At 52.9% G+C, this 22900-nt stretch carries 19 protein-coding genes; 7 read left to right on the top strand and 12 right to left on the bottom strand.

Annotated elements, in window-relative coordinates:
• Positions 1 to 17 precede the first annotated feature (17 nt).
• The 12 genes from ACI7RC_RS03365 to ACI7RC_RS03310 all read right to left on the bottom strand — a co-directional run bounded on the left by ACI7RC_RS03365 (position 18) and on the right by ACI7RC_RS03310 (position 16061).
• Positions 18 to 2252 (bottom strand): hypothetical protein, encoded by a 2235-nt coding sequence (locus ACI7RC_RS03365; RefSeq protein ID WP_408106820.1) that lies wholly within the window; start codon positions 2250 to 2252, stop codon positions 18 to 20.
• A gap of 305 nt (positions 2253 to 2557) precedes the next feature.
• Positions 2558 to 2923, bottom strand: coding sequence for a PqqD family protein (locus ACI7RC_RS03360; RefSeq protein ID WP_408106819.1), 366 nt, complete (start codon positions 2921 to 2923; stop codon positions 2558 to 2560).
• A 5-nt stretch (positions 2924 to 2928) separates the two neighbouring features.
• Entirely contained in the window at positions 2929 to 4815 is a 1887-nt protein-coding gene (locus ACI7RC_RS03355) for an OPT family oligopeptide transporter (protein WP_408106818.1), read from the bottom strand.
• 101 nt (positions 4816 to 4916) lie between these two features.
• Positions 4917 to 6347 (bottom strand): sigma-54 interaction domain-containing protein, encoded by a 1431-nt coding sequence (locus ACI7RC_RS03350; protein WP_408106817.1) that lies wholly within the window; start codon positions 6345 to 6347, stop codon positions 4917 to 4919.
• A 51-nt stretch (positions 6348 to 6398) separates the two neighbouring features.
• Positions 6399 to 7604, bottom strand: coding sequence for a trans-sulfuration enzyme family protein (locus ACI7RC_RS03345; protein ID WP_408106816.1), 1206 nt, complete (start codon positions 7602 to 7604; stop codon positions 6399 to 6401).
• A gap of 345 nt (positions 7605 to 7949) precedes the next feature.
• Positions 7950 to 9977, bottom strand: coding sequence for a gamma-glutamyltransferase (gene ggt / locus ACI7RC_RS03340; protein ID WP_408106815.1), 2028 nt, complete (start codon positions 9975 to 9977; stop codon positions 7950 to 7952).
• 93 nt (positions 9978 to 10070) lie between these two features.
• Entirely contained in the window at positions 10071 to 11342 is a 1272-nt protein-coding gene (locus ACI7RC_RS03335) for a dicarboxylate/amino acid:cation symporter (RefSeq protein WP_408106814.1), read from the bottom strand.
• A 139-nt stretch (positions 11343 to 11481) separates the two neighbouring features.
• A complete protein-coding gene (locus ACI7RC_RS03330; RefSeq protein ID WP_408106813.1) occupies positions 11482 to 12771 on the bottom strand; it encodes a cation:dicarboxylate symporter family transporter in 1290 nt (429 codons plus the stop codon).
• A 197-nt stretch (positions 12772 to 12968) separates the two neighbouring features.
• The gene (locus ACI7RC_RS03325) at positions 12969 to 13799 is read right to left on the bottom strand and encodes an energy-coupling factor transporter transmembrane component T (protein ID WP_408106812.1); all 831 of its coding nucleotides are present in this window, start codon (positions 13797 to 13799) and stop codon (positions 12969 to 12971) included.
• Entirely contained in the window at positions 13796 to 14623 is an 828-nt protein-coding gene (locus tag ACI7RC_RS03320) for an energy-coupling factor ABC transporter ATP-binding protein (RefSeq protein ID WP_408106811.1), read from the bottom strand. The genes ACI7RC_RS03325 and ACI7RC_RS03320 overlap by 4 nt, the downstream gene beginning before the upstream one ends.
• Positions 14620 to 15462, bottom strand: a complete 843-nt coding sequence (locus ACI7RC_RS03315; protein WP_408106810.1) for an energy-coupling factor ABC transporter ATP-binding protein — start codon at positions 15460 to 15462, stop codon at positions 14620 to 14622. Before ACI7RC_RS03315 ends, ACI7RC_RS03320 begins: the two co-directional genes overlap by 4 nt.
• A complete protein-coding gene (locus tag ACI7RC_RS03310) occupies positions 15459 to 16061 on the bottom strand; it encodes a QueT transporter family protein (protein WP_408106809.1) in 603 nt (200 codons plus the stop codon). Before ACI7RC_RS03310 ends, ACI7RC_RS03315 begins: the two co-directional genes overlap by 4 nt.
• 256 nt (positions 16062 to 16317) lie before the next feature.
• Between ACI7RC_RS03310 and ACI7RC_RS03305 the strand changes: the two genes are divergently transcribed.
• The 7 genes from ACI7RC_RS03305 (at position 16318) to ACI7RC_RS03275 (ending at position 22803) form a co-directional block, all read left to right on the top strand.
• Complete coding sequence (locus ACI7RC_RS03305) at positions 16318 to 16809, top strand: Lrp/AsnC family transcriptional regulator (RefSeq protein ID WP_408106808.1); 492 nt, start codon at positions 16318 to 16320, stop codon at positions 16807 to 16809.
• A gap of 84 nt (positions 16810 to 16893) precedes the next feature.
• Positions 16894 to 18441, top strand: a complete 1548-nt coding sequence (locus ACI7RC_RS03300) for an ABC transporter substrate-binding protein (protein WP_408106807.1) — start codon at positions 16894 to 16896, stop codon at positions 18439 to 18441.
• A gap of 44 nt (positions 18442 to 18485) precedes the next feature.
• Positions 18486 to 19442, top strand: coding sequence for an ABC transporter permease (locus ACI7RC_RS03295; RefSeq protein WP_408106806.1), 957 nt, complete (start codon positions 18486 to 18488; stop codon positions 19440 to 19442).
• On the top strand, positions 19442 to 20272 hold the full coding sequence (locus ACI7RC_RS03290; RefSeq protein WP_408106805.1) for an ABC transporter permease: 831 nt from the start codon (positions 19442 to 19444) through the stop codon (positions 20270 to 20272). The genes ACI7RC_RS03295 and ACI7RC_RS03290 overlap by 1 nt, the downstream gene beginning before the upstream one ends.
• A gap of 15 nt (positions 20273 to 20287) precedes the next feature.
• The gene (locus tag ACI7RC_RS03285; RefSeq protein ID WP_408106804.1) at positions 20288 to 21256 is read left to right on the top strand and encodes an ABC transporter ATP-binding protein; all 969 of its coding nucleotides are present in this window, start codon (positions 20288 to 20290) and stop codon (positions 21254 to 21256) included.
• 1 nt (position 21257) lies between these two features.
• Positions 21258 to 22229: an ABC transporter ATP-binding protein gene (locus tag ACI7RC_RS03280; protein ID WP_408106803.1), complete on the top strand. Its 972-nt coding sequence runs from the start codon at positions 21258 to 21260 to the stop codon at positions 22227 to 22229.
• A gap of 25 nt (positions 22230 to 22254) precedes the next feature.
• A complete protein-coding gene (locus tag ACI7RC_RS03275) occupies positions 22255 to 22803 on the top strand; it encodes a chromate transporter (RefSeq protein ID WP_408106802.1) in 549 nt (182 codons plus the stop codon).
• Positions 22804 to 22900: the final 97 nt, after the last annotated feature.

Genomic DNA, 22900 nt, shown 5'->3' with positions numbered 1-22900 from the left:
CCAGGTTCCTCCTCTGCCTATTTTCCGGTATTGTTTTTCGCTTGATCACCTATCCGCAAAAATGCCCTCCGCATGATCTCATAGCTCTGTTTTGTCCGCTCGTGGTAGTCCACTTTCTCCCAATCAGGCCAGAGATAGATGGGCCATTTCGTCACGAGATAAACCGGTCCGTCGCTTTCCAGTCCGATAACCTGATTGGAATTCCGCTCCTTGATCCAGGGGATGAGGCGAATACCCTTGGAACGTTCAATGACAAACCCTTTGCCTTCGTCGCGGTAGCTCATGACATGATGCGAACTTGGGTCGGTAAAGCCGAGCAGCATCCAGGGAATCCGCAATTCGACCACCTGCCCGCGCGCTTGCCACATCGCCAGCGAATCGTAGGCCGGGTCTTCCGGGTCAGTCGTACCCCTCCTTAACTTGCCTACTGTCACATCTTCGAACGGGTGGTATTCCTTCGTATCAGGCGGCTCCATCTCCAGGCTTACCGCCAGCTTCCATGGAACGAACAGCCCGGAATCATCCTTCATCGCCTGTTCATCCACCGGGATCATTCCGTACCGCTTCCCGTACAACCGGGTGTGAAAATCGTAGTTGGAGGCGATTTTCACTTCGCTTTCCTCCTGATTGCCGAGTACGACCAACGCCTCCAACCCCTCGTCCAACCGCTTGCCGGGAAGTTCCGGTCCATGCCGATTGCCGCCCGGGATGGTGTCTGCGCCGAGGTAAAGCATCTCTTTGGAAGGGTCAAACGGCTTCGTCAATTTCATCAGCACGTACACATACGCTTCATCATGCGTCATCCAGATCTCTTCAAAGCCCGGAACTTTCATATCCAGCCTTGTTTTCTCCTCCGGCTTGAGCTGCTCCCAATCGTCTTCGCGGCCATCGATCCGCAGTATCCCTTCTTTCCCCGGATACATCCCCAGCAGCCCAAACATGGACTCGTTTGTCAAAACATTCAGCCAGAACGATCGGCGGTCCTCTGGGAGCTCAAATTTCATCGTATTCCAGGTCTTTTTAAACCACTCATCCTGCCAAGCGAACAAGATCGCTCCTGCGTACCCTTCCTGGTAGATTTCACGGAGCAATTCGGCGTCAACTTCCCCTTGTTCCTTTTCGTTATGTCCTCCTTGGTTTCGCCCCAAATTGCCGATATGGGCAACTCCGAGCGATGATGGAACGCCAAATTCCGTCACCATGATCGGCATCCCTGTGTGGTAGGCTTTCAGCTTTTGCAGGTACGCTTTATAAGAATCCGCTTGTCCCGATTCGTTTTTCACCTGCTGCAGTTCCTGATCGTGCCGGAAAAAGTCGGGATAGTAAGGGTAGACGTGATAAGAGGCAAAGTAGCCAGCTTGCCAGTCAACCGCCTTGATATGGGTCGGATCAACGCTAACCATGTCTTCATGGATCATCGGCTCGCCCGGATGGGTAAGCGGATCAGTTGTCACCCAGTTGGTAAACGTCATCGGGTGACGCCATCCTTGCCTTGCTTCCAGCTCAGCCGTGTAGTTGATCATTTCCGCCAACCAGCTTTCAAACGGGGACGACTTCTCCGCTGCCTGAAAATGCTCCCCCTCAAACCGGGGCTCTCCCTGATGCTTTTGGTTTGTTTTTTTCACCATCACCGGATCCCATTCGGTGCCGATATGCCAGGCCAACAGATACTGGCCGGCATTCACACGGTAACGGCCGCTCGCTTTCCCAGACTTTTCCGGAATCGTGACATTTCCATATACCGCCCCCACTGCATCGGCGATCTCGCGGCGAAACTCCTCGCGTATCTCCGGCAAGAAGGCATCCTGCTTTTCGATCAGCGCCTCTTCCGGCGTCCAGACCCCTTGTATAAAGTAAAGCGGATTATCTTTTTTCTGACGATTATATTCGACTAGCGCCTCATAGAAGACAGGCTGGTGAATCGTATACACCCGGATGACATTGGCCCCCATATCCTGAATCATGGCGAACCAGCGCAGGTAATCCTCCTTGGTAATGGGCAGCTCCCCTGGATAGTGTCCGGGTAGTGACGCACCCATGTTGACCCCTTTGACAAAATAAGGCTGCCACTGTTTGTCACGGTAAACTTCCAGCTGCTCCCCGCTTGTGCGGAATTTCACATAAGCGCCTTCTGATGTCTCCATGCTTTCAACAGTTACATTCGGCCAATACCAACTGAAATACCCAATACAAGCGCCGGCAAGAATCGACAGGACGACCAAGCCCAACCGATTTTTTGATTTGCGCCTCATCATGTTTTTCTCCTTTGGACCAACATTTTATCGGGTTCGGTTGTCTCATGTGGGTCATTATATAACGTAAAAACTGCGACCTCTATAGTCGCAGCTACCTAATCAGCTTCAGAGCAAGTTGTTAACATATTTTTAATAACTTTTCGAGTTTGTACTTAAATCCCCATAATTTTGTTAGTCCGGTCATGCAACCTTTTTTCCGAGTACAGCTTTTTACCTAAGGCGGATCAGATGTACCACATGCCAATATAGGAAAGAAGAACGGATAAAAAAACAGGAGGTTGCACCTATATTTCAGAAAATTTTTACCAATCCTTAGCATTTACCCACCTGATCCAACCGTTACCTTCTACCATTTTCAGGAAAATAATCAACCTCGGAACGACCGGCTCGGCCTTGTCAGCGAACTTTTTCGACACTAGTTCGGCAATTTCTTTGACCGTATGGCTGCCGTTGCAGTGGCGTATCACCCAGCTGCCGAGGTCGTCCAGCTGGATGCGGAAGAAGGCTGGTTGATTCAGGAACCTGACTGACAACCGCTCAAGCCAGCTTGTTCGCGGGACAATCAACGTGTGACTGTCCCCGTTCGTCTCCAGCCGCAATCCTCCGCGAAGAATCGGCGACATCTCCAACATATTCGGCACAGGGCGTTTTTTGGCTGCTGGCACCATTCCCATCACCTCTCCGGCTTTGCCCGAACGGATATCCACCAGAGGAGAAGCGCTACCGCAGCGAACAGCAAAAGAGAAACAAGCTCGTTCGGTATGGCTACCTGGCTGGGAAGCTGTACTTTCAGCCAGATGAGGACAGCTATCACCACGCCGATCAGAGACTCGCCCGCGATCAGGCCCGAGGCAAACAGCGTGCCTGTCTCGAGGCGCACTTTTTTCACCCCGTCGCTTTTCGCAAAGCGCTCGACCAGCCAGCTGATGATTCCTCCTACCATAATCGGCATGCTGGTATGGATGGGCAGGTAGATTCCGACGGCAACCGTCAGCGAGTTTAATCCTAAAAACTCGATAACCACCGCCGAAGCGGCGCCGATGAAAATCAAATCCCAAGGCAGGTTGCCCGCCATTAAGCCTTCAATAATCAATTTCATCAGGACGGCTTTGGGAGCCGGCAGCTCTGGCGACCCCATCACATAGGTTTGGTGCAGGACGACCAAGACAAAACCGATCACCAGCCCCGACGCGATCACGCCGACCATCATCGCCAGCTGCTGCTTCCAGGGGGTAGCTCCAACCAGATAGCCCGTCTTCAAATCTTGGGAAATATCGCCGGCTACAGCAAGTGCCGTACAGACGATCGCCCCTACGGTGAGGGAAGCGACCATCCCGACTGTGCCGGTCACGCCAGCCAGTTTGAAGACAACCGTGACGATCAAAAGCGTCGCAATGGTCATTCCGGAAACCGGGGAGGAGGAGCTGCCGACAAGCCCGACGATTCGCGAAGCGACCATCACAAAAAGGAAACCAAACACGGCGATGGCTACCCCGCCGATGATACCTACATCGGTAAGCGGAGAAAAGGCAATGACCAGGATCAACAGCACAATGCCGATGAACAGCCAGATATTCGGAATATCCTGGGCGGTCCGTTCGACCGTCTGCACCCGGTTGCCGCGCTGCAGTCCCTTCAAGGTATCGCGCAGGGAAGCAAACAGCATTGGCAGCGTTCTGACGAGTGTAATCAACCCCCCGGTTGCTACCGAGCCGGCGCCGATATAGCGAATGTAGCTGTCCCAGATCCCCCAGGCGTCCAGCTTGCCAATCGGTACGGTCCCGGGAAAAATCGGTTGCGCAGTTCCTGCTCCGAAGAAACCGATTAACGGTGTGAGCACCGTCCATGCCAAGAGCCCCCCGGCCAGCATTTGACCGGAGATGCGCGGACCGATAATAAACCCGACTCCCAGCAAGGCTGGAAACGTGTCCATCCCGATCAGCGCGTTCTTGAAGCGGTAAATCCCCGTCTCAATCTCTGTCTTAAACAACAGAAATCCGTCGCCGAGCGCCTTGAACAAGCCGCCGACCGCGAAGCCGGCAATGACAAGTCCGGCGCTTTTTCCGCCGGTCTCCCCTGAAATAAGCACCTCCGCGCATGCGGTACCCTCGGGGTAAGGCAATGTATGATGCTCGTTTACAATCAGCAGGCGCCGCAGCGGAACCATCATCAAGACGCCCAAAAAGCCGCCCGTCAAAACAATAAAGCTGACGACGGCCTGGCCGGGAGTCAGGTTCCACAAAAAAAGCGCCGGCAGAGTAAAGATGGCACCTGCTGCCACTGCTTCCCCAGCCGTCGTCATCGTCTGTACGATATTGTTTTCCAAAATCGATTCACGCCGGAAAATACCGCGTAAAATGGCCATGGAAATCACGGCGGCCGGGATAGAGGCACTTACGGTCATGCCGATCTTCAATCCCAAATAGGCGTTTGCCGCACCAAATACGATCGCCAGAATAATTCCGAGGATGATGGCAAATACCGTCAATTCGGGAAGCGATCGCGCAGCCGGGATGTAGGGGACAAAGCCAGCAGATGATTTGGTTGCACCGTCTTTCACTGTTGTTACCCCCCAGTTGTGACATTTGCTGTTCGTTATTATCTGCTTTTCCCAGCATTCTACTCAAAAAAATAAGCCCCTTCCTTGGGAAGGGACTTCTGCTAGCCGATTTTATACTTCTCCAGCTTGCGGTACAGCGTGGACAAACTGATCTGCAAATCATCGGCGATCAACGCCTTGTCATTCTGATACTTCTCCGACAATAAATAGCGCTCCAGCACGCTTTTTTCATACAAGGACACCATCTGCTCCAACCCGGTATTGCCACAGGACGGCCGCCTGGTTTCCGGAGGAAGCAAATAGTCGGGCAGGTCCTCTTGTCCAATCACATCAGACTCTGCCATGTTGACCATGTATTCAACAGCGTTCTCCAACTGTCTGATGTTGCCGGGCCAATCGTACTCGACGAGCCACTGTTCCAGCCGGGGTTCGATTCGCAGCGGCGGACGGCCCAACAGCTGGCAGTACTTATCTAAAAAGAAGTGCAGGTAGAGGTGGATGTCGCCGCGGCACTCCCTGAGCGGCTTTGTATACAAGGGAATGACGTTGATCCGGTAGTACAAATCTTCCCGAAAGGAACCGTTTCCTACCATTTCCTCCAAATTTTTGTTGGTGGCAGCGATCACCCTGACGTCAATTGGCATGGATTGTTTTCCGCCGATCCGATCGACAGACCGCTCCTGCAGCACCCTGAGCAGCTTTGGCTGCAGCGGCAGCGGCAAATCGCCGATCTCGTCCAGGAAAATCGTCCCCCGATGGGCCAGTTCGAATTTCCCGACATTGCCTTCCCGCTTGGCACCGGTAAAGGCTCCTCCCTCATACCCGAACAGTTCGCTTTCCAACAGATTTTCCGGAATCGCCGCACAGTTAATCGCGATGAACGGGTATCCTCTCCTGCTGCTTTCGTAATGAATCGCTCTGGCCAACAGCTCTTTGCCGGTCCCGCTCTCTCCCCTGATCAATACGGTAGAGATGCTGTTGACCACTTTTTTCGCTTTGACGATGACGTCGCGAAGCCCGCTGTCCTTGCCCACGATGCTGTCAAATGAAACGGCTCGCTGGGGAACCGTCTCCTCCTGGATCTGACAAGCGCTTTCCAGGCTGATGATTTTATTTTCCAGCAGCGTGCTCATATGGTGAAGGAATCTGATCAGCTTATCTGAGTTTCGGATCATCTTATCCTTTTGTTCCGCGGAAAAGCCGATGATCCCAATTACGCCGACCGGTTTATTCCGCTTGAATACCGGAAATCCGATCGTCGCCAGTTCTTTGCACTGGTGAAGAAACTTGCAGCTCATGCACTCTGCTTCGTTTTTCTTCATGTCGTAGATCATACCGGGCTGCCCCGTTTTTAAAATCATCCGGAAAAAGGATCCGTCAGGCGCCGGCTCACCGACCAACTCCCGGTAGTAGCCAGTCCCGCTAATGCGGACGCCGTTTTCATCGAGCATCGTCACGTCCAGTCCGAGTACATCAGCGATGTTTTCGGCGTACGCTTGGACAAATTCCTGCATGTGTGCAAAGACGGCCATATTGTCCTCCCGTTTTATCAGTAATCAGGCCGCGGGAAAGTTGTACCGGGGTTACACCGTGGTGAGATTTGCACCGGTTCTGACCACCTGTGCCAAGGCCTGGTCCAAATCGTTGATGATATCACGGGTGTCCTCCAAGCCGGTCGAAAAGCGGATCAGACCATCCGTGATTTTAAAGCGTTCCCGCTCCCGCGGCGGAATCGAAAAATGCGTCATGGATGCCGGATGCTGAACCAGCGTTTCCGGATCTCCTAAACTAAAAGATATCATAGCCAGCTGCAAAGAATTAATGAATTTTTTGGCTGCTTCATATCCGCCTTTTACCTCAAAGGATACGATCCCGCCCATACCGTTCATCTGTGCCTTGGCCAGTGCGTGCTGCGGATGCTCCGGCAGCCCCGGATAGTACACCCTTTCAATTGCGGGATGGCTGCTGAGAAAGCGGGCTGCCTCCTCGGCGCTGCGGCAGTGCTGGCGGACCCGCAGCCCCAGTGTCTTCAATCCGCGCTGGATCAAAAACGAGTCCCAGGCGTTCAGCGGCTGCCCCAAATCTCCCATGATGTTTTTCCGCATGAAGTGGATATCCTCTTTTCGCCCGACGATAAACCCGGCGATGACATCTCCGTGTCCATTGAGGTACTTGGTCGCACTGTGAATCACGACGTCCGCCCCCAAGTCCAGCGGTCTTTGCAAGACAGGAGTCATAAATGTATTGTCGATGATTACTTTCAGCCTGTAGCTATGGGCCAGTTCGGACAGCCGGCGGATATCCAAAACCGTCAGGCAGGGGTTGGACGGTGTCTCGATGTACAGTACCTTTGTGTTCTTTTGAATCGCATTCTCGACGGCCTGCAAGTCGGTGCAGTCGACAAAATCGACCTCGATCCCAAACCGCGGCGCCAGCGAGGTAAGAAATTTATGACTGCCGCCGTAGACATCCTGGGTGCAGAGAACGTGATCTCCATGCTTCAGGAAAGCCAGCAGTGATCCGGAAATGGCCGCCATTCCGCTGCTCACGCCCAATGCCGCTTCGCCGTTTTCCAACTGGGCAATCTTTTCCTCCAGCGCCTGTGTCGTCGGATTTCCGTACCGTCCGTAATACGTTCCCGCCCGCTCGCCTGCGACAACTGCCGCTGCCGTGTCAACGTCGGGAAACGCATAGGCCACAGCGGGAATCAGCGGCGATGCGATGATGCCGGTCTCCCTGTCAGGGCCTTTGCCGGCGTGTATAATTGTCGTGTCTACGTTCCATTTCATCTTCAGTAATCCTCCTGCTTTTTGTTTCCCTCCTTTCTATGCAAATACTGTGCCAATTCGCAAAAGGGGATAAAATCAGGCTTCCCACCCCTTGCATTCGCAGTCTTGCAAAGAGCCATTCCTAGCTCTGACAACAGGTGAGCATTTGCGAAGCGAAAGCTCTGCCGCCTGCTTGGGAAGGTATATGAAGCGCTTGTGGAAACGCCGGACGGGGGCTGGTGATCGCCCGGGATGAACGCAGTATTGTCGACGTTGCCAAAGGATGAGAAGGACGAATAGCTGCACGAAGAATGTTGCAAGGAAAATTGAGGGCCCCGAGCGGTTTCGGGGCCCTTGCCAAACGATTTACTTCGTCAATTCTACTGCCGATTCGGCTGTATTCCAGGTCACTTTGTACCCGAGCGCTTCGGCTGTTTTTTTGACCGGAAGGAAGACTCCTCCGTTTATGGTTATTTCCTCTTGCTCGAAACCAGATGTGTCTCCTTTGAGCCCAAGCAGCAGTTTATCTGCCTGGATATACGCCGTACCGTCCTTTACTACCATTTGGTCAACCGTGTACGGATAAGCATTTCCATTTACCTTCAAAGTAAACGGTCCCTGCTGCACTTCCTTTACCGGCTGCGGCTTCGGTACGGTAAAGCGGACGCCGTCGACACCAAGCACGGTTCCCTCCCGGGTAGTATCGGCACCGCCGTACATCTTGCCCGTCTCAAAATCGTACAGGACCGACTGCACGTTGCCAATATCGCCGGGCTGTTGGTTAAATACGTGTCCTTTGGACATCAGCTTCAGGATCACATCCTGATCGATCCCGGCTTCCCAATGAACATTCGGATAGCTACTGGTAAAGATTCTCGGGGTCGTGATCGCTTCCTGAATCGGCAGCTTGTGATCAATGACATTGAGAATCGTCTCGGCGACAGAAGCGATGATCGTCGAGCCCCCCGGCGAGCCTACTGCCATAAAGGGCTTGCCGTCTTTAAGGACCATCGTCGGAGACATGCTGCTCCGCGGACGCTTCCCGGGCTCCACCTGGTTGACTCCGCCCGGTTCCGCGTCAAAGTCGGTCAATTCGTTATTCAGCATAAACCCGTAGCCTGGAACCATGATGCCCGATCCGAACACGTCTTCAATCGTCGTCGTATATGAGACGAGATTGCCCCATTTGTCCATGACGGCAAAGTGGGTGGTTTGGCCAAGCGGAGCTTCCTGAACACCAGGCTTTACTGCAGCCGGTTTTGCTTTGGTCTCGTACTTCCACGGATCTCCGGCCGTGACGTTCCGGTTGGCTGCATCCGAATGGATCAACGCCCGTCTTTCCTTGATGTACTGGTCGTTGATCAGCCCTTCCTTGGGTACGGGATAAAAGTCCTCATCAGCCATGTATTGGGCCCGGTCAGCGTAGGCCAAATGCATCGCCTCGATCAAATGGTGCAGGTACTCGGCGGAATTGACGCCGTCACCCTCGTTGTCAAAACCTTCCATCAGCTTCAAGATTTGCAGAACCGTCAATCCGCCCGAACTGGGAGGAGACATCGATACGACCTCGTAGCCGCGGAACATTCCCCTGACCGGCTCCCGCTCCTTCACCGTGTAATTCTTCAGGTCTTCCATGGTCATCGATCCGCCGCGTTTGTTCACCTCATCTACCAACGCCTGGCCGATCTCACCGTTGTAGAAGGCGTCAATGCCTTTGTCTTTGATCAGTTTAAACGTTTTGGCCAAGTTCGGCTGAACCAGCAGATCTCCTTCCTTCAAAGGAGCTCCGCCCGGCACAAAAACCCCTCCGGCCGTCTCGTACTGGGTCAGCTTATTCTTTGAATCCCGGATATACTGGGCGGTAATCCAGTTGACCTTTACGCCCTTTTCCGCCAGATCGATGGCCGGATCAATCACCTCGGACAGCTTCTTCGTCCCGTATTTTTTCAGGGCCGTATCCACGCCCATCAAAGTCCCGGGGACGCCGACCGCCTTGCCGTTTGTATGCCGCTCGTAGAAGGGAACCGGCTTGCCGCTCTCGTCTAAAAACTGCTCCGGGAAGGCACTCTTAGGCGCTACTTCGCGACTGTCGATCACGGTGATTTTATTTTGATCCTTGAGATAAATCATCATAAATCCGCCGCCCCCGATACCGGACATCATCGGCTCGACGACATTTAGAGCAAGCTGGATGCCGGCTGCCGCATCGACGGCGTTGCCGCCCTTCTCCAGGATCTGTCTGCCGACTTCTGCCGCGGCAGGGTGCGATACCGCAACGATCCCCTGTGTAGCCGCTTCCATCTTGTCGGTAACCCCGGGCACTTGTGCAACAGCAGGTGCAACAAGGGAAAATACCGTTAAACCAGCAACGAGCATAGACGTTAGTTTTTTCATACAATCCCCCTTCTTTACCAATTTTTGAATACCCTAAAGCCTATTATATACCGCTATACGTTAACTAGTAAATATATTCTGACAATTCAAGTCTCAAACCGTGTATGTCTTCTGAGGTTTGCCGCCCTTCAGCTTGCGCTTCATCCATTCCTTCCCTTCCAAAATCCGCGTCACCATCATGCTGGCGACTGTATCACCCGTTGCGTTCACCATGGTCGCAGGAGGATCCACCAGTGTCCCGATCATGGCGATTATCGGCAGCGCCTCAGGCGGGAAGCCGTACATCGTAACAATCAGCGCCTCACCGATAAATCCGCCGCCAGGGACGCCCGACATGACCACTCCGCTCAAGACGGCGATCAATATGGCTGTTAAGTACGTGTCGATCCCGTGAAAAGGCATGTTAAAGATGCCAAAGATAAACGATATTTTTAAAATGGCGCTCAGACACGAACCATCCATATGGGCCGTCGCACCAATCGGAATGACGATCTCGCGAATATCTTTCGGCACTCCGATCTGCTCCGCTGCTTTCAAATTGACCGGGATCGTCGCGACGCTGCTTGAGGTCGCCAGGGAGGTGACAGCCGGAGAAACGGCTTCCTTCCAAAAGACCTTCATGCCCGTTTTTCCGCCGGCAAACAGCGAATACAGCGTAAATGCGACAAAAAAATAGAGAATGGAGATCGGATAGTACACAGCCATCGCCCTGGCATATGAACCCAAAAGCTCAGGACCGAAGACTCCGACCAACGTCGCAAAATAAGCTCCTAAACCAATCGGCGCATAGTACATCAGGATCTGCACCAGTTTTAGCATGACATCGGACAAGACCGTCAGGCCATCCGATATCTTCCGTCCCTTTTCCCCCGTCAGGCTGACCGCCAGCCCGAATAAAATCGAAAACACAATGAGTGCCAGCATGTTTTTTCTCGAAAGGATGTCGCCAAAATCAGGGACTGTAAATGCCTTGACGATCTGATCGGCTGTTTTGAGCGGACTGAAGTCTTCCGGCGGAACAAGCTCCAGGTTCACGCCTTGGGCCGGGGGAAACAAGCTGACGCCAACCAGCATCAAAATCGATGAAATGATTCCGGTTATGACGAACACGGCCAGCATGACGCCCAATATCTTCCCGAGCCGCTTCAGATCGGCTACCCCGGCCACTGCACTGCTGATATTGACGAACACCAGCGGTACGACGATCGTGAACATGGCGTTGATGAACAGATCTCCTAACGGTTTGAGCACCTCCGCCTTGGGTCCCGCAATCAAGCCGATTACGGCCCCCAGCGCTACGCAGATGAGCAGTTTGATCGGGTATTTGTAGGAGTCCCATACCCCGCCCTTTTTCGCTTGTACCATCCATTCCATCATCCTTTCAAAATACTTGTCTTGTGGTGGTTCCAATGCTGATACAAGTATATTCCGAATAGTCCATCTATTCAAACGAAATATGCAAGGTTTGTGATATGTAATGGAAAAGAAAAAACTGCTGAGCGGATCAGCAGTTTTCAACGGTTTCCAACTGTTTATTCATCTTGACGGAAGTGACATACTCTTTGCCTTTTTCCGCATCGTATTGGCCTTCCCACTTCGAGATGACGACAGCAGCCAGCGAGTTGCCGATGACATTGACCACCGTGCGGGCCATGTCGAGGATGCGGTCAATCCCGGCAATAAACGCCAGGCCTTCCAGCGGAACGTTGACCGAGCCTAAAGTGGCAAGCAGGACGACGAAGGAAACGCCAGGGACACCGGCAATTCCCTTGGAAGTGATCATCAGTACCAGCATTAATGTAATTTGCGTACCGATCGGCAAGTGGATGCCGTACATTTGGGCGATGAACAGCGCGGCCAGCGCCTGATACAAGGTGGACCCGTCAAGGTTGAACGAATAGCCTGTCGGGATGACAAAAGAAGTAATCGCCCGCGGACAACCGAACTGCTCCATCTTCTCCATGATTCTCGGCAGTACCGTCTCCGAACTGGAGGTAGAGTACGCCAGCAGCAGTTCGTCTTTCAAGATGCGGATGAGCGAAAAGATGCTCACTCCGGACTTCTTCGCGATCGCACCCAGGACGACCAGGACGAAGAAAATCATCGTGGCGTATACCAAAATAACCAGCTTGCCGAGAGGGAGCAGCGATTTCAACCCGAAGGTAGAAACCGTCACGCCGATCAAGGCAAACACCCCGAAAGGCGCAAACTTCATGATTTGGTTGGTTACCCAGAACATCGCGCTGGCGACGCCCTGGAAGAACGAAATGACAGGTTTTCCCCGCTCTCCGATCGCGGCTACACCAAGCCCGAACAAGACGGAAAAGAAGATAATCGCCAGCATGTCCCCTCTGACGATCGCGTCAAAGATGTTTTTCGGGACGATATTGACGAAGGTGTCGATAAAGCTGTGGCCGCCCGCTCCTTCAGCCGCCTCGACGTACTGGTGAATATCGGTCTTCGTCAGCTGGCTCATGTCGACGCCCGTTCCCGGGTGGAACAGGTTTGCGACCAAGAGCCCGATGATGATTGCCACCGTCGTGACAATCTCAAAGTACAGGATCGTCTTGCCGCCGATCTTTCCAAGCTTTTTTACATCACCGACGCCAGCGACGCCGACGATCAGCGTGGAAATAACGATGGGGACGACAATCATCTTGATTAAGCGAAGAAAAATATCCCCGATAGGCTGCAGGTACGTTTTTACCTCAGGGTTGCCGAAAAAAATCGCACCCACGACGATACCGAGAATTAAGCCTATCAAAATCTGTAATGCCAGGCCGTATTTTTTCATAAAATGCACCTCACAACATGAAGATGAAACCGGTTACGGAATACGTAATGATACTGTCGAATACTGTCGATTAATACCTATTTTAACCGAAATTCACTTTATAGACAATATATTTGAAAACATTACCATCTAAGAAAAAACTTTATATGACGAAAAAAATCCCTCTTCAATAAAGAAGAGGGGGTGAAAAATACAACTTAAATCCTTGATAAAATAACTATTCCGTAGTGACTAGGATGAATCCGTGCCAGATAAAACAGAACGGCGATTACCCCCAGCCCGATCAGCAGCAAAATGATTTCATGTGTTTTCCAATTGGGCATGCTGTAAAACCGGTGCTGCCGATTTCTCATTTTGAAGCCTTTCGCGTCCAGTGCATTGGCAATTAACTGTACTCGTTTTAGAGACGTAAAGATCAGCGGGACCAGCAAAAAGCCGTACTTGCGGATCTTTTGCGGGAGTGAGCCTTTGCCGAATTCCAATCCTCTCACCAACTGCGCCTCCCGTATCGTCATCAAGTCGTTCTTGACCAGCGGGATAAAGCGAAAGATCAGCGAGAGCAAAAAGCCGACGGAAAAGGGAACGCCGATCCCTTTTAAGCCCATCGCGATCTGTCTCGGCGAAGAGTGAAACAGATAAAACATCGACAACAGCGTGACGTTGGCGATGCGCAAGCCCATCCCGAGCGCCCATAGAACGCCGATATCGGTAATCTGCACCGGATACCCGATGAGCGGAATTTTACTCTCCCAGTAGGCGTGTCCGAGGCTGACAAAAGGCAGCCAGGTGATCGTCGTGAACAGGCCGCCTATTCCTCCAACAAGCAGATACGCCCTGCGGATTCCTTTTGACCAGCCCAGCTTGCTCACAAGACTCAAGTTGAGGATCCAGACAAAAACCAGCACGCGAGGGTCTTGGAAAATAAACGGCAGCATCCCCAGCATGACGAAGGCCAGCAGGGCAAAGCTGGGATGAACGCCGGTATGTTGCCCGGGTGTGAATGGCCCCGTCTGTACAGAGTGATTCATCGGTACGTTCCTTTCTGCTCCTTCGCCAATCTGTCCTTTAGGGCGGACAACGTAAGCGGCAGCGGACGGGCCAGCCCAGCCGACATGCCAAACCTGCAGACGGCCGGCGGCTCCACTTGCGCCTTCGCGAGCAGGTCCGGTTTGGCAAAAACAGCCTGCACAGAGTCGTCACAGATGATTTCCCCCTGGCTGAGCACTAGAACCCGGCCGGCGTATTCCGCCACCAGCCTCATGTCGTGGGTGATCACCAGGATCGTATGGCCGTCCCGGTGCAGCTTCCGGATCAGCGACATCATCTCTTCGACTCCGCGGTGATCGAGGCCGGTCGTGGGTTCGTCCAGAATGATCGCTTGCGGCTTCATGGCCAATATCGATGCCACGGCAATTTTCTGGCGGGTCCCCTTGCTTGCAAAGTAAGGTTCTTCCTCGCGAAGCTGATCCAGCCCGACTGCCTGCAGCGCTTCACTCACCCTCGCCTCCACCTCATCCGCCGGCAAACCCATGTTGCGAGGGCCAAAAGCTACTTCTTCCCCGACCGTCGATTGGAAGATCTGATGGTCCGGATTCTGGTAGCAGTAGGCTACTTGGCTGACCAATTCGGCGACCGAACACGTCTTGGTGTCCCGCCCGCCGACCCGCACAGTTCCCGACACAGGCTTGTACAGTCCGTTGCAATGCTTGGCCAATGTCGTCTTGCCCGATCCATTTCCCCCGATCAAGGCGATAAATTCTCCTTGCTGAATGGTCAGATTGATATTTTTCAATACCGGCTGCTCGGGTGAATAACCGTAATGGACCTGATCAAACACGATGTGGTCCGTCATTGCCCTACCTCCATCTTCCGCGGCATCTCCTGATAGAGCCGCAGCATGTCCTCGACAGAGAGCGGTACCTCCCCGGCTCCCTGTTCGATCATCCCTTCCCCTTGCAGCCAAAAGTAGAGTTGAATCATATCCGGTACGTATATACCACAGGCGGCAAGCTCATCAGGGCGTGAAAAAAACTCCGCCGTGGGCTGGTCGTACTCTAGTGTGCCGGAGGAGATCAGCAGCATCCGGTCACAAAACTGGGCAAGCTCCTCCGTCGCGTGCGAGGAGACCACAATCGTCATGTTCCTCTCCCGCTTTAACTGCCACAGCAGAGAAAACACTTCTCTTGCTCCCTTCGGATCCAGCTCGGACGTCGGCTCATCTAATAGAAGAATTTGCGGTGAGACTGCCAGAGCCGAAGCAATCGCCACGCGCTGCTTTTCCCCGCCGGAGAGTTCAAAAGGAGATCGTTTGGAAAAACCCTCCAACCCCACGAGCTGCAAAACCTCCGCTATGCGCCGATTGATCTCGTCATCGCCATACCCCGCATTTTCCAAGGCGAAGGCGATTTCCTCCTCGACTGTCAATCCGATAAACTGCGTCTCCGGATCTTGAAATACGACCCCTACTTCACCTGATGCCTGGCGGCTGCCAGAAAAATCCCCTGCATAATTTGCAGGGATCATACCGGCCAGCGCCAGCAGAAGTGTGGTTTTGCCTGCACCAGAGGGGCCGACGACACCGACGACCTCTCCCTCATGCAGCTCCAAATGAATATTGTCCAGCGCCTTGCCATGCGCGTCTTCGTAACGCCAGTTTAGCTCCTGCAGCGTGAGCAAAGCCTTCCTCGTCACTGCAGCTGGCCTCTCGTCGGAAGCAGGGAGACGCTGTCGTAAGCACGCCCGCGGTAGAGCCCTGCCCGCTTGACGAACGGGAACAGCAGCTTCAACAAGATCGGGCCGAGCACCGCCGTGGCGATTGCCTGATTCAAGAATACGGTCGGTACGAACATGGCGGCGATCTCCATCGGCGTAAAGCCAAGGGCGACGTTGAGCAAAATCGTGCAGGCCACCACGGCGGAAGAGATCACAACGACAAAGATGTAGTACTGAATGTAGCTGCGAGTCGTTTTCAGCGCCGGGTGACTGACGGCGATCAACGGAATAAAACCGCCCAAGAAATTGGAGATCAGTCCGGCAATCAAGATGTGGGGCGCGGCGCTGCCCTGGAACAGGTCACTTACCATATTTCCAAAGGCGAGTCCGATGCAGCCGGGGATCCCAAACAAGATGCCGAATACAGGCTGCAGTGCATTTGCCGGACGAATCGGGACAGAGGGAATCAGCTTGATTTGTGCCAGCATAAGAAGCGCGACGGCGTACAGAGCCGCGGTAACGACAATCAAAACAAAATCAACCGTTGTCCACTTACGGCGAAAAATAGATGACCACATGTGAACCTCCTGCATCACAAAAAATCTGGAATAAAACCTATGTCCTATCTTATACCTCTCACCCTTTGCTGACAATGGCTGAGCGTGTTTCGCCGATTTTAGAAAAATTTTATAGCAAGAAAAATAGGAAATAGTGTTGAATGTTTTGATTTCATATTTTATTATATTTAACATTACTTGAATTCGTCCTTTTGAATCGAAAAACAGATGTAATTAGGAATGAAATAACAAAAATCAGACGAAATGAGGTGGATTCATGGAGGAAAATTACCAACGTTCTCTCTATTCAGGGTTGGATGACCTCGATTACCAAATCGTGTGCTTTCTACAAGAAAACGCCCGCATTCCCTTTACCCAAATCGCCAAGGAATTGGGGGTAACAGAAAAAACCGTTCGCATGCGGGTTCAACAGATGCAGGATGACGGAGTGTTAAGCCTGGTAGGCGTCGTCAATCCGATCAAGGCTGGCATCCGCGTGGAGACGATCATCCTGATCGCCGTCGATGAGAACAGGCTGGACGAGGTTGTGGCAGAACTGCAGGTTCTCCATGAGGTTCGCTTAGTCGTGCTGATATCCGGAGAGTATCACCTGATGATTCAGGTCTTCACCCGCGATTATGACGAATTCGCCGAGTTCATGATGAAAAAATTGAACAAGATCGAAGGGATCTCCAAAACCAATGTAATCATGGAGCTGAAGGTATTAAAGTCGAAGCTGAAGTTTATTCGCGACTACCGGAGTTTGTAAAGGAGGTGACGGCAGGGGGCCAATTGTCATTTCAAAAATTGTCAAAAGATTAAAATGATAAACAACAGGAGGGAACAAACACATATGTTGTCTACAAAAGTACGTAAATCTTTAGCTGTAGTGCTCCTGGGGAGCATGGTGGCGCTTGCCGGATGCGGCGGCGGCCAATCGGCGTCTGAGCCGGGAAAAGAGGGCGGCACAAGCTCGCAGAAAAAAGTCGTCAACATCGGGTTAAAAGCAGACCCGCCGAGCATGGACCCGGTCATGTCTACATCCCTGTACGACCGGCAAGTTCAAAACAGCATTTACAACAAGCTGTTTGACGTCGACCCGGACGGCAAAATCGTGCCGGTGCTGGCCGACTCCTACAAGGTCTCGGAAGACGGCAAAACCTATACGCTGACGCTGAAAGAAGGCATCAAGTTCCACGACGGCACCGACTTCAATGCTGAGGCGGTCAAATTCAACCTGGAGCGCGGGCTCGGTGACAAATCGAAGCGCAAAGGTGAACTGAAGCTGATCAACTCGGTCACTGCACCGGATGCCAAGACTGTTGTGATCGAATTGAAGGAGCCGTTTGCCCCATTCATCTCGGCCCTTACTGACCGTTCCGGAATGATAGTCTCCCCTGCAGCCGTAGCAAAATACGGCGATGAATACATCAACCACCCTGTCGGGACGGGACCGTATGTGTTCGTAGAGCAAGTGAAAGGGGACCACGTTACCCTGAAAAAGAACGAGAATTACTGGGATGGAGAAGTAAAAATCGACGAACTGAACTACAAAGTGTTCACCAACGGCACAGCCGCTGTGCAAAACCTGCGCTCCGGCATGCTGGACATCATCGATGAAATCCCGGTAAAGGAAATTCCAACGGTCGAAAGTGATCCGAACCTGCAAGTAATTTCGCAGGCCAACATGGGCTACCAAGGCTTTTTCATGAATGCGACCAAAGCGCCGTTCGACAATCAATACCTGCGGCAAGCCGTAGACCGGGCCATCGACCGTGCGACAGTGGTCAAAGTCCTGTTCAACGGATACGCTTCTCCGGCTAACTCGCCATTCTCGCCCGGCAACCTTGCTTACGGCGATTCGGACAAATACGAACAGCCGGATGCGGCCGTCATCAAAGACCTGTTGACAAAAGGCGGAAAACCTGACGGCTTCTCGTTTAAACTGCAAATTTCCACCAACCCGGTCAACGAGCAGTTTGGCGCGGTGATTCAAAACATGCTGAAGCAGTACAACATAAACGCGGAACTGGAAAAAGTGGAATACGGCACCCTGATTGAAAACGGAAATAACGGAAACTTCCAGGCCCTGCAGCTGGGCTGGTCGGGACGGATCGACCCGGATCAAAACATCTATGACTTTGTCGTAACAGGCATGCCGAACAACTACGGGCGCATCTCCGTTCCGGAACTGGACGACGCCCTGAATAAAGCCCGTGCCGAACTGGATCCTGCAAAGCGCAAGGAACTCTACGACCAAGCGATGGAAATCCTGCACGAGAACGCCGGATACAGCTACATCTACCACAACTACGACAAGATTGGCTTGTCGAAGAAGATTTCCGGCTTTACCTATGTTCCTGACGGCATCATCCGCACTGCGAAGTTGGACAAGCAATAAAGCAATCGTGCAGCAAGCATAAAAAGACCTAGGGGAGATCAGCCATGATGTTTGTACTAAAGCGTCTGTTACTGACGATTCCGATTCTCTTCCTGGTGTCGATCATGACATTCTCCTTAATTCACATGATCCCGGGCGATCCCGCCCGGGTCATCCTAGGACAAGAAGCGACACCGGAGGCGTATCAAGCCCTGCGACAGGAGCTTGGCCTGGATAAACCGATTGTCGAGCAGTACGTCAGTTGGGTAGGAAAAGTGCTTCACGGCGATTTGGGCATGTCGATCACTGACAGAGTACCCGTCGTCGATTTGATCGCACAACGGCTGCCGGCAACCGTCGAGCTGACAATCGGAACGTTTATTTTTGCCTTAGTTATCGCGCTGCCTACCGGGATCCTGGCCGCCATGCGGCGTAATACCTGGATTGACTACACCAGTTCCTTCGTCGCCTTGGGCGGTATGAGCATCCCGAGCTTTTGGCTGGCAATGATGGCGATTATTTACTTTACGGTTGAAAACCACTGGCTGCCTTCATCAGGTTATGTCCCATTTTTCCAAGACCCCAAACAAAATCTGCTGGCAATGATCCTTCCTTGCATCGCGACCGGCTTGCGCGAATCGGCCGTTCTGATGAGGATGCTGCGTTCTTCCCTGTTGGAAGTAGTAAATATGGATTTCGTCCGAACAGCCAAGGCAAAGGGCTTGAACGAAGTCAGAACGATGCTTGGCCACGTTTTGCGCAACGCTTTAATTCCTGTCGTCACGACGTCCGGTCTGATGATTGCCGGGCTGCTCGGAGGTCTCGTCATCACCGAGTCGATTTTCTCGATCCCCGGCTTCGGCCGCCTGATCGTCGAATCGGTATTCAAGCGCGATTACGTGACCGTTCAAGGAGCCATCCTGGTTTCCGCCATTCTCGTCGTGTTCGTCAATTTGCTCGTCGATTTGCTCTACGTGTTGATCGACCCGCGCATTAAAGCAGGCAAGGGGGCTGATTCCTGATGAAGTCCTTTAAAAAATTCTTGCGGACGGGTCTCGGACTGATCGGAGCACTGATTATTCTCGCTTTGATATTGGTTGCTTTGTTTGCCAATCAAATCGCACCGTACGATCCGAATGCGCAGAATTACGACCAAATTTTAATGCCGCCCAATGCCGAGCACATCTTTGGCACGGACGATTTGGGCCGCGATATTTTCTCCCGCGTCGTCTTCGGTTCGCAGATATCTATCAAGGCAGCACTGATTTCCGTCGGAATCGCGATGATCATCGGCGTGCCAATCGGCCTGTTTACGGGGTATTACCGCGGATTCTGGGACGAGTGGGTCGTGATGCGCATCATCGATGCCATGCAGGCGTTCCCTTTCCTGATCCTCGCCCTGGCGATCTCCGCCGTGCTCGGCAGCGGGTTCGGAAACGCGATGCTCGCGATCGGGATCGGCTTCGCGCCTTCATTTGTCCGCATTACCAGAGGACAGGTGCTCTCGCTGCGCAATATGGAGTACGTCAACGCAGCCAAATCCGTCGGGGTAAAAGACATGCGGATTATCTTCCGGCACATTTTGCCGAATGCCTTGGGCCCAATTATCATTCAAGCCACCCTGGCGATGGCGACCGGGATTCTCGCCGAGGCATCGCTCTCGTACCTCGGGCTGGGCGTCCAGCCGCCGACCGCTTCCTGGGGCAGCATGTTGAATCAGGCACAGACGCTGATGTCTGTCGCCCCTTATGCCACCTACTATCCCGGCATGGCTATCTTTATCGTCGTACTCGGATTTAACCTGCTTGGGGACGGGCTGCAGCAATTCCTCGACCCGAGAACAAGAAAATAGAAAGGAGCGGAGAGGATGACCGCCATCTTAGAGGTACAACAACTGAAAACCCGGTTCAAAACGGATCACGGAAAAGTGGCTGTGGTAGATGGTGTTGATTTTGTCATTCACCAAGGCGAGACACTTGGGGTTGTCGGTGAGTCCGGTTGCGGTAAAAGCATGACCAGCCTCTCCATCATGCGGCTGCTCCCGCCAAACGGATCACCGGAAGGAAAAGTGCTATTTCAAGGCACCAACCTGCTGGAGCTGACGGAAAAACAGATGCAGAAGATTCGCGGCAACGAGATCGCGATGATTTTCCAGGAGCCGATGACCTCGCTCAACCCGCTTCATACCGTGGGAAAACAGATCGAAGAAGCCATTCTCCATCACCAGAAGATCTCCAAGGAAGATGCCAAACAGCGGGCCATCAGCATGTTGAAGGCAGTCGGCATGCCTCGGGCTGAAGAAATATACGGCGAATATCCGCACCAATTGTCCGGTGGGATGCGGCAGCGGGTGATGATTGCTATGGCGATGGCTTGCAATCCCAAACTGATCATCGCTGATGAGCCGACGACAGCGCTTGATGTGACGATTCAGGCGCAAATCCTCGAATTGATGCAGGAATTGAAAGAAAAGACCGGCACCTCAATCATGTTGATCACTCACGATCTCGGCGTAGTGGCTGAGATGTGCGACCGGGTGATCGTCATGTACGCGGGCCAGGTCGTCGAGGAGGCAGATGTCCAAAGCCTGTTCGAAGACCCGAAGCATCCTTATACGATCGGATTGATGAACTCCATTCCCGATCTGAAAGACGAACGGGAATACCTGGAGACGATTCCGGGTTCGGTGCCATTGACCCACCAGATGCCCAAAGGCTGCCGCTTCGCCCCGAGGTGCAGCAAGGCGATGCCGGTCTGCCACGAACAGCCTCCGGAGCTGCTTGCACTCGACGATCACAAATGCCGCTGCTGGCTGTACGCGGAGGTGGATGAATAAGATGGAACCGCTATTGGAAGTAAAAGGACTGCAAAAGTACTTCCCGATTCGGTCGGGAGCCTTGAAGAAAACGGATGGCTATGTCCGTGCAGTCGACGGCATCGACCTGACCGTCTACCCCGGCGAAACCGTCGGGATCGTCGGGGAATCCGGCTGCGGCAAATCAACCACAGGCAGAACCATCCTGCGCCTGTTGGAGCCGACCGCCGGAGAAGTCTGGTTTGACGGAAAGGACCTGGCCCGGCTCAGCAAAGAAGAGATGCGCCGCACCAGAAAAGATATCCAGATGGTGTTTCAGGATCCCTTCGCTTCGCTGAACCCGCGGCAGACGATCAAGCAGATCCTGTTGGAGTCGCTCGAGGTCCACGGAATCGGCACGAAGGCTGAACGCCTCAAGACGATAGAAGATATTATCGAGGTAGTCGGTTTGCAGAAAGAACACCTGAATCGCCACCCCCACGATTTCTCCGGCGGACAGCGGCAGCGCATCGGGATCGCCCGAGCACTTGTCCTGAAGCCAAAACTGATTATTGCCGACGAACCGGTCTCTGCACTGGACGTCTCGATTCAATCGCAAATCTTGAATCTTTTAAAAGATTTGAAGAAAGACTTCAACCTGACTCTGCTGTTCATCTCGCATGATTTATCGGTCGTCAAGCATATTTGCGACCGCGTTGCCGTGATGTACTTGGGCCGCGTCGTTGAAATAGCAGACAAGCAGACACTCTTCAAGAACCCGAGCCATCCCTATACGCAAGCTCTTCTCTCCGCTGTCCCGCAGGTAAATCCGAATGCGAAGCGGGAGAGAATAATCCTAAAGGGCGATCTTCCCAGTCCCGCAAATCCGCCAAGCGGATGTACGTTCCACCCCCGATGCATCTATGCCACCGAGGAGTGCAAAACAGCGGTCCCGCACTTGCGGGATATTGGAGACGGCCAGTTGGTTTCTTGCCACTTGCTAAAGGGCCGCTGATTACCTGGCAGAGAGGATTTTCAACATGATTTACTGGCAGTTGTTTCTCGCTTTCTTCCGCATCGGAATCTTCGGTTACGGCGGCGGTCCGACGATGATTCCGCTCGTTCATGCCGAATGTGTAAAAAAGTATAATTGGGTTACCGCAGAAGAGTTTGCTGACTACTACGCTTTAGGGAATGCATTGCCGGGACCGATCGCGACGAAAATGGCCGCATACGTCGGATACAAAATGAAAGGCTGGCTGGGCGCAACGGTTGCGATTCTGGCCGTCTCCTTGCCCGTCGTCGTTGGCATGATCGTCCTGATGCAGTTTGTCAGCGTACTGAAGAATTCCAGCACTGTTAACGGGATGATCCAGGCCATCCAACCCGTCATCGCCGTGATGATGATCACGCTCACTTACGAATTCTTTATCAAGGGCTGGAAGGGCGCCCAGAGAAAGAGCGGCTATCTTGGATTGCTTGCATTGTCCCTCGCCGGGCTGCTTCTGCTTGACATCCATCCCGGCCTGCTGGTGGCGATCATCTTGTTGGGTGCCTTCCTCTACTCCACTTGGCAAGCAAAACAATAAAACGGTTATGACCGTTTTATTGACCGCTAGCGGTCACATCTAAGTTTTATGAAAAACGTCGAGACGTTTTTCACAAGCCAAGGAACAAAGGAGCTCT

This window comes from Brevibacillus sp. B_LB10_24 (assembly GCF_046036945.1).
Taxonomy (GTDB): domain Bacteria; phylum Bacillota; class Bacilli; order Brevibacillales; family Brevibacillaceae; genus Brevibacillus_C.
The sequence above is the reverse complement of the archived record's forward strand: the minus strand, read 5'-3'. Positions and strand labels throughout refer to the sequence as shown.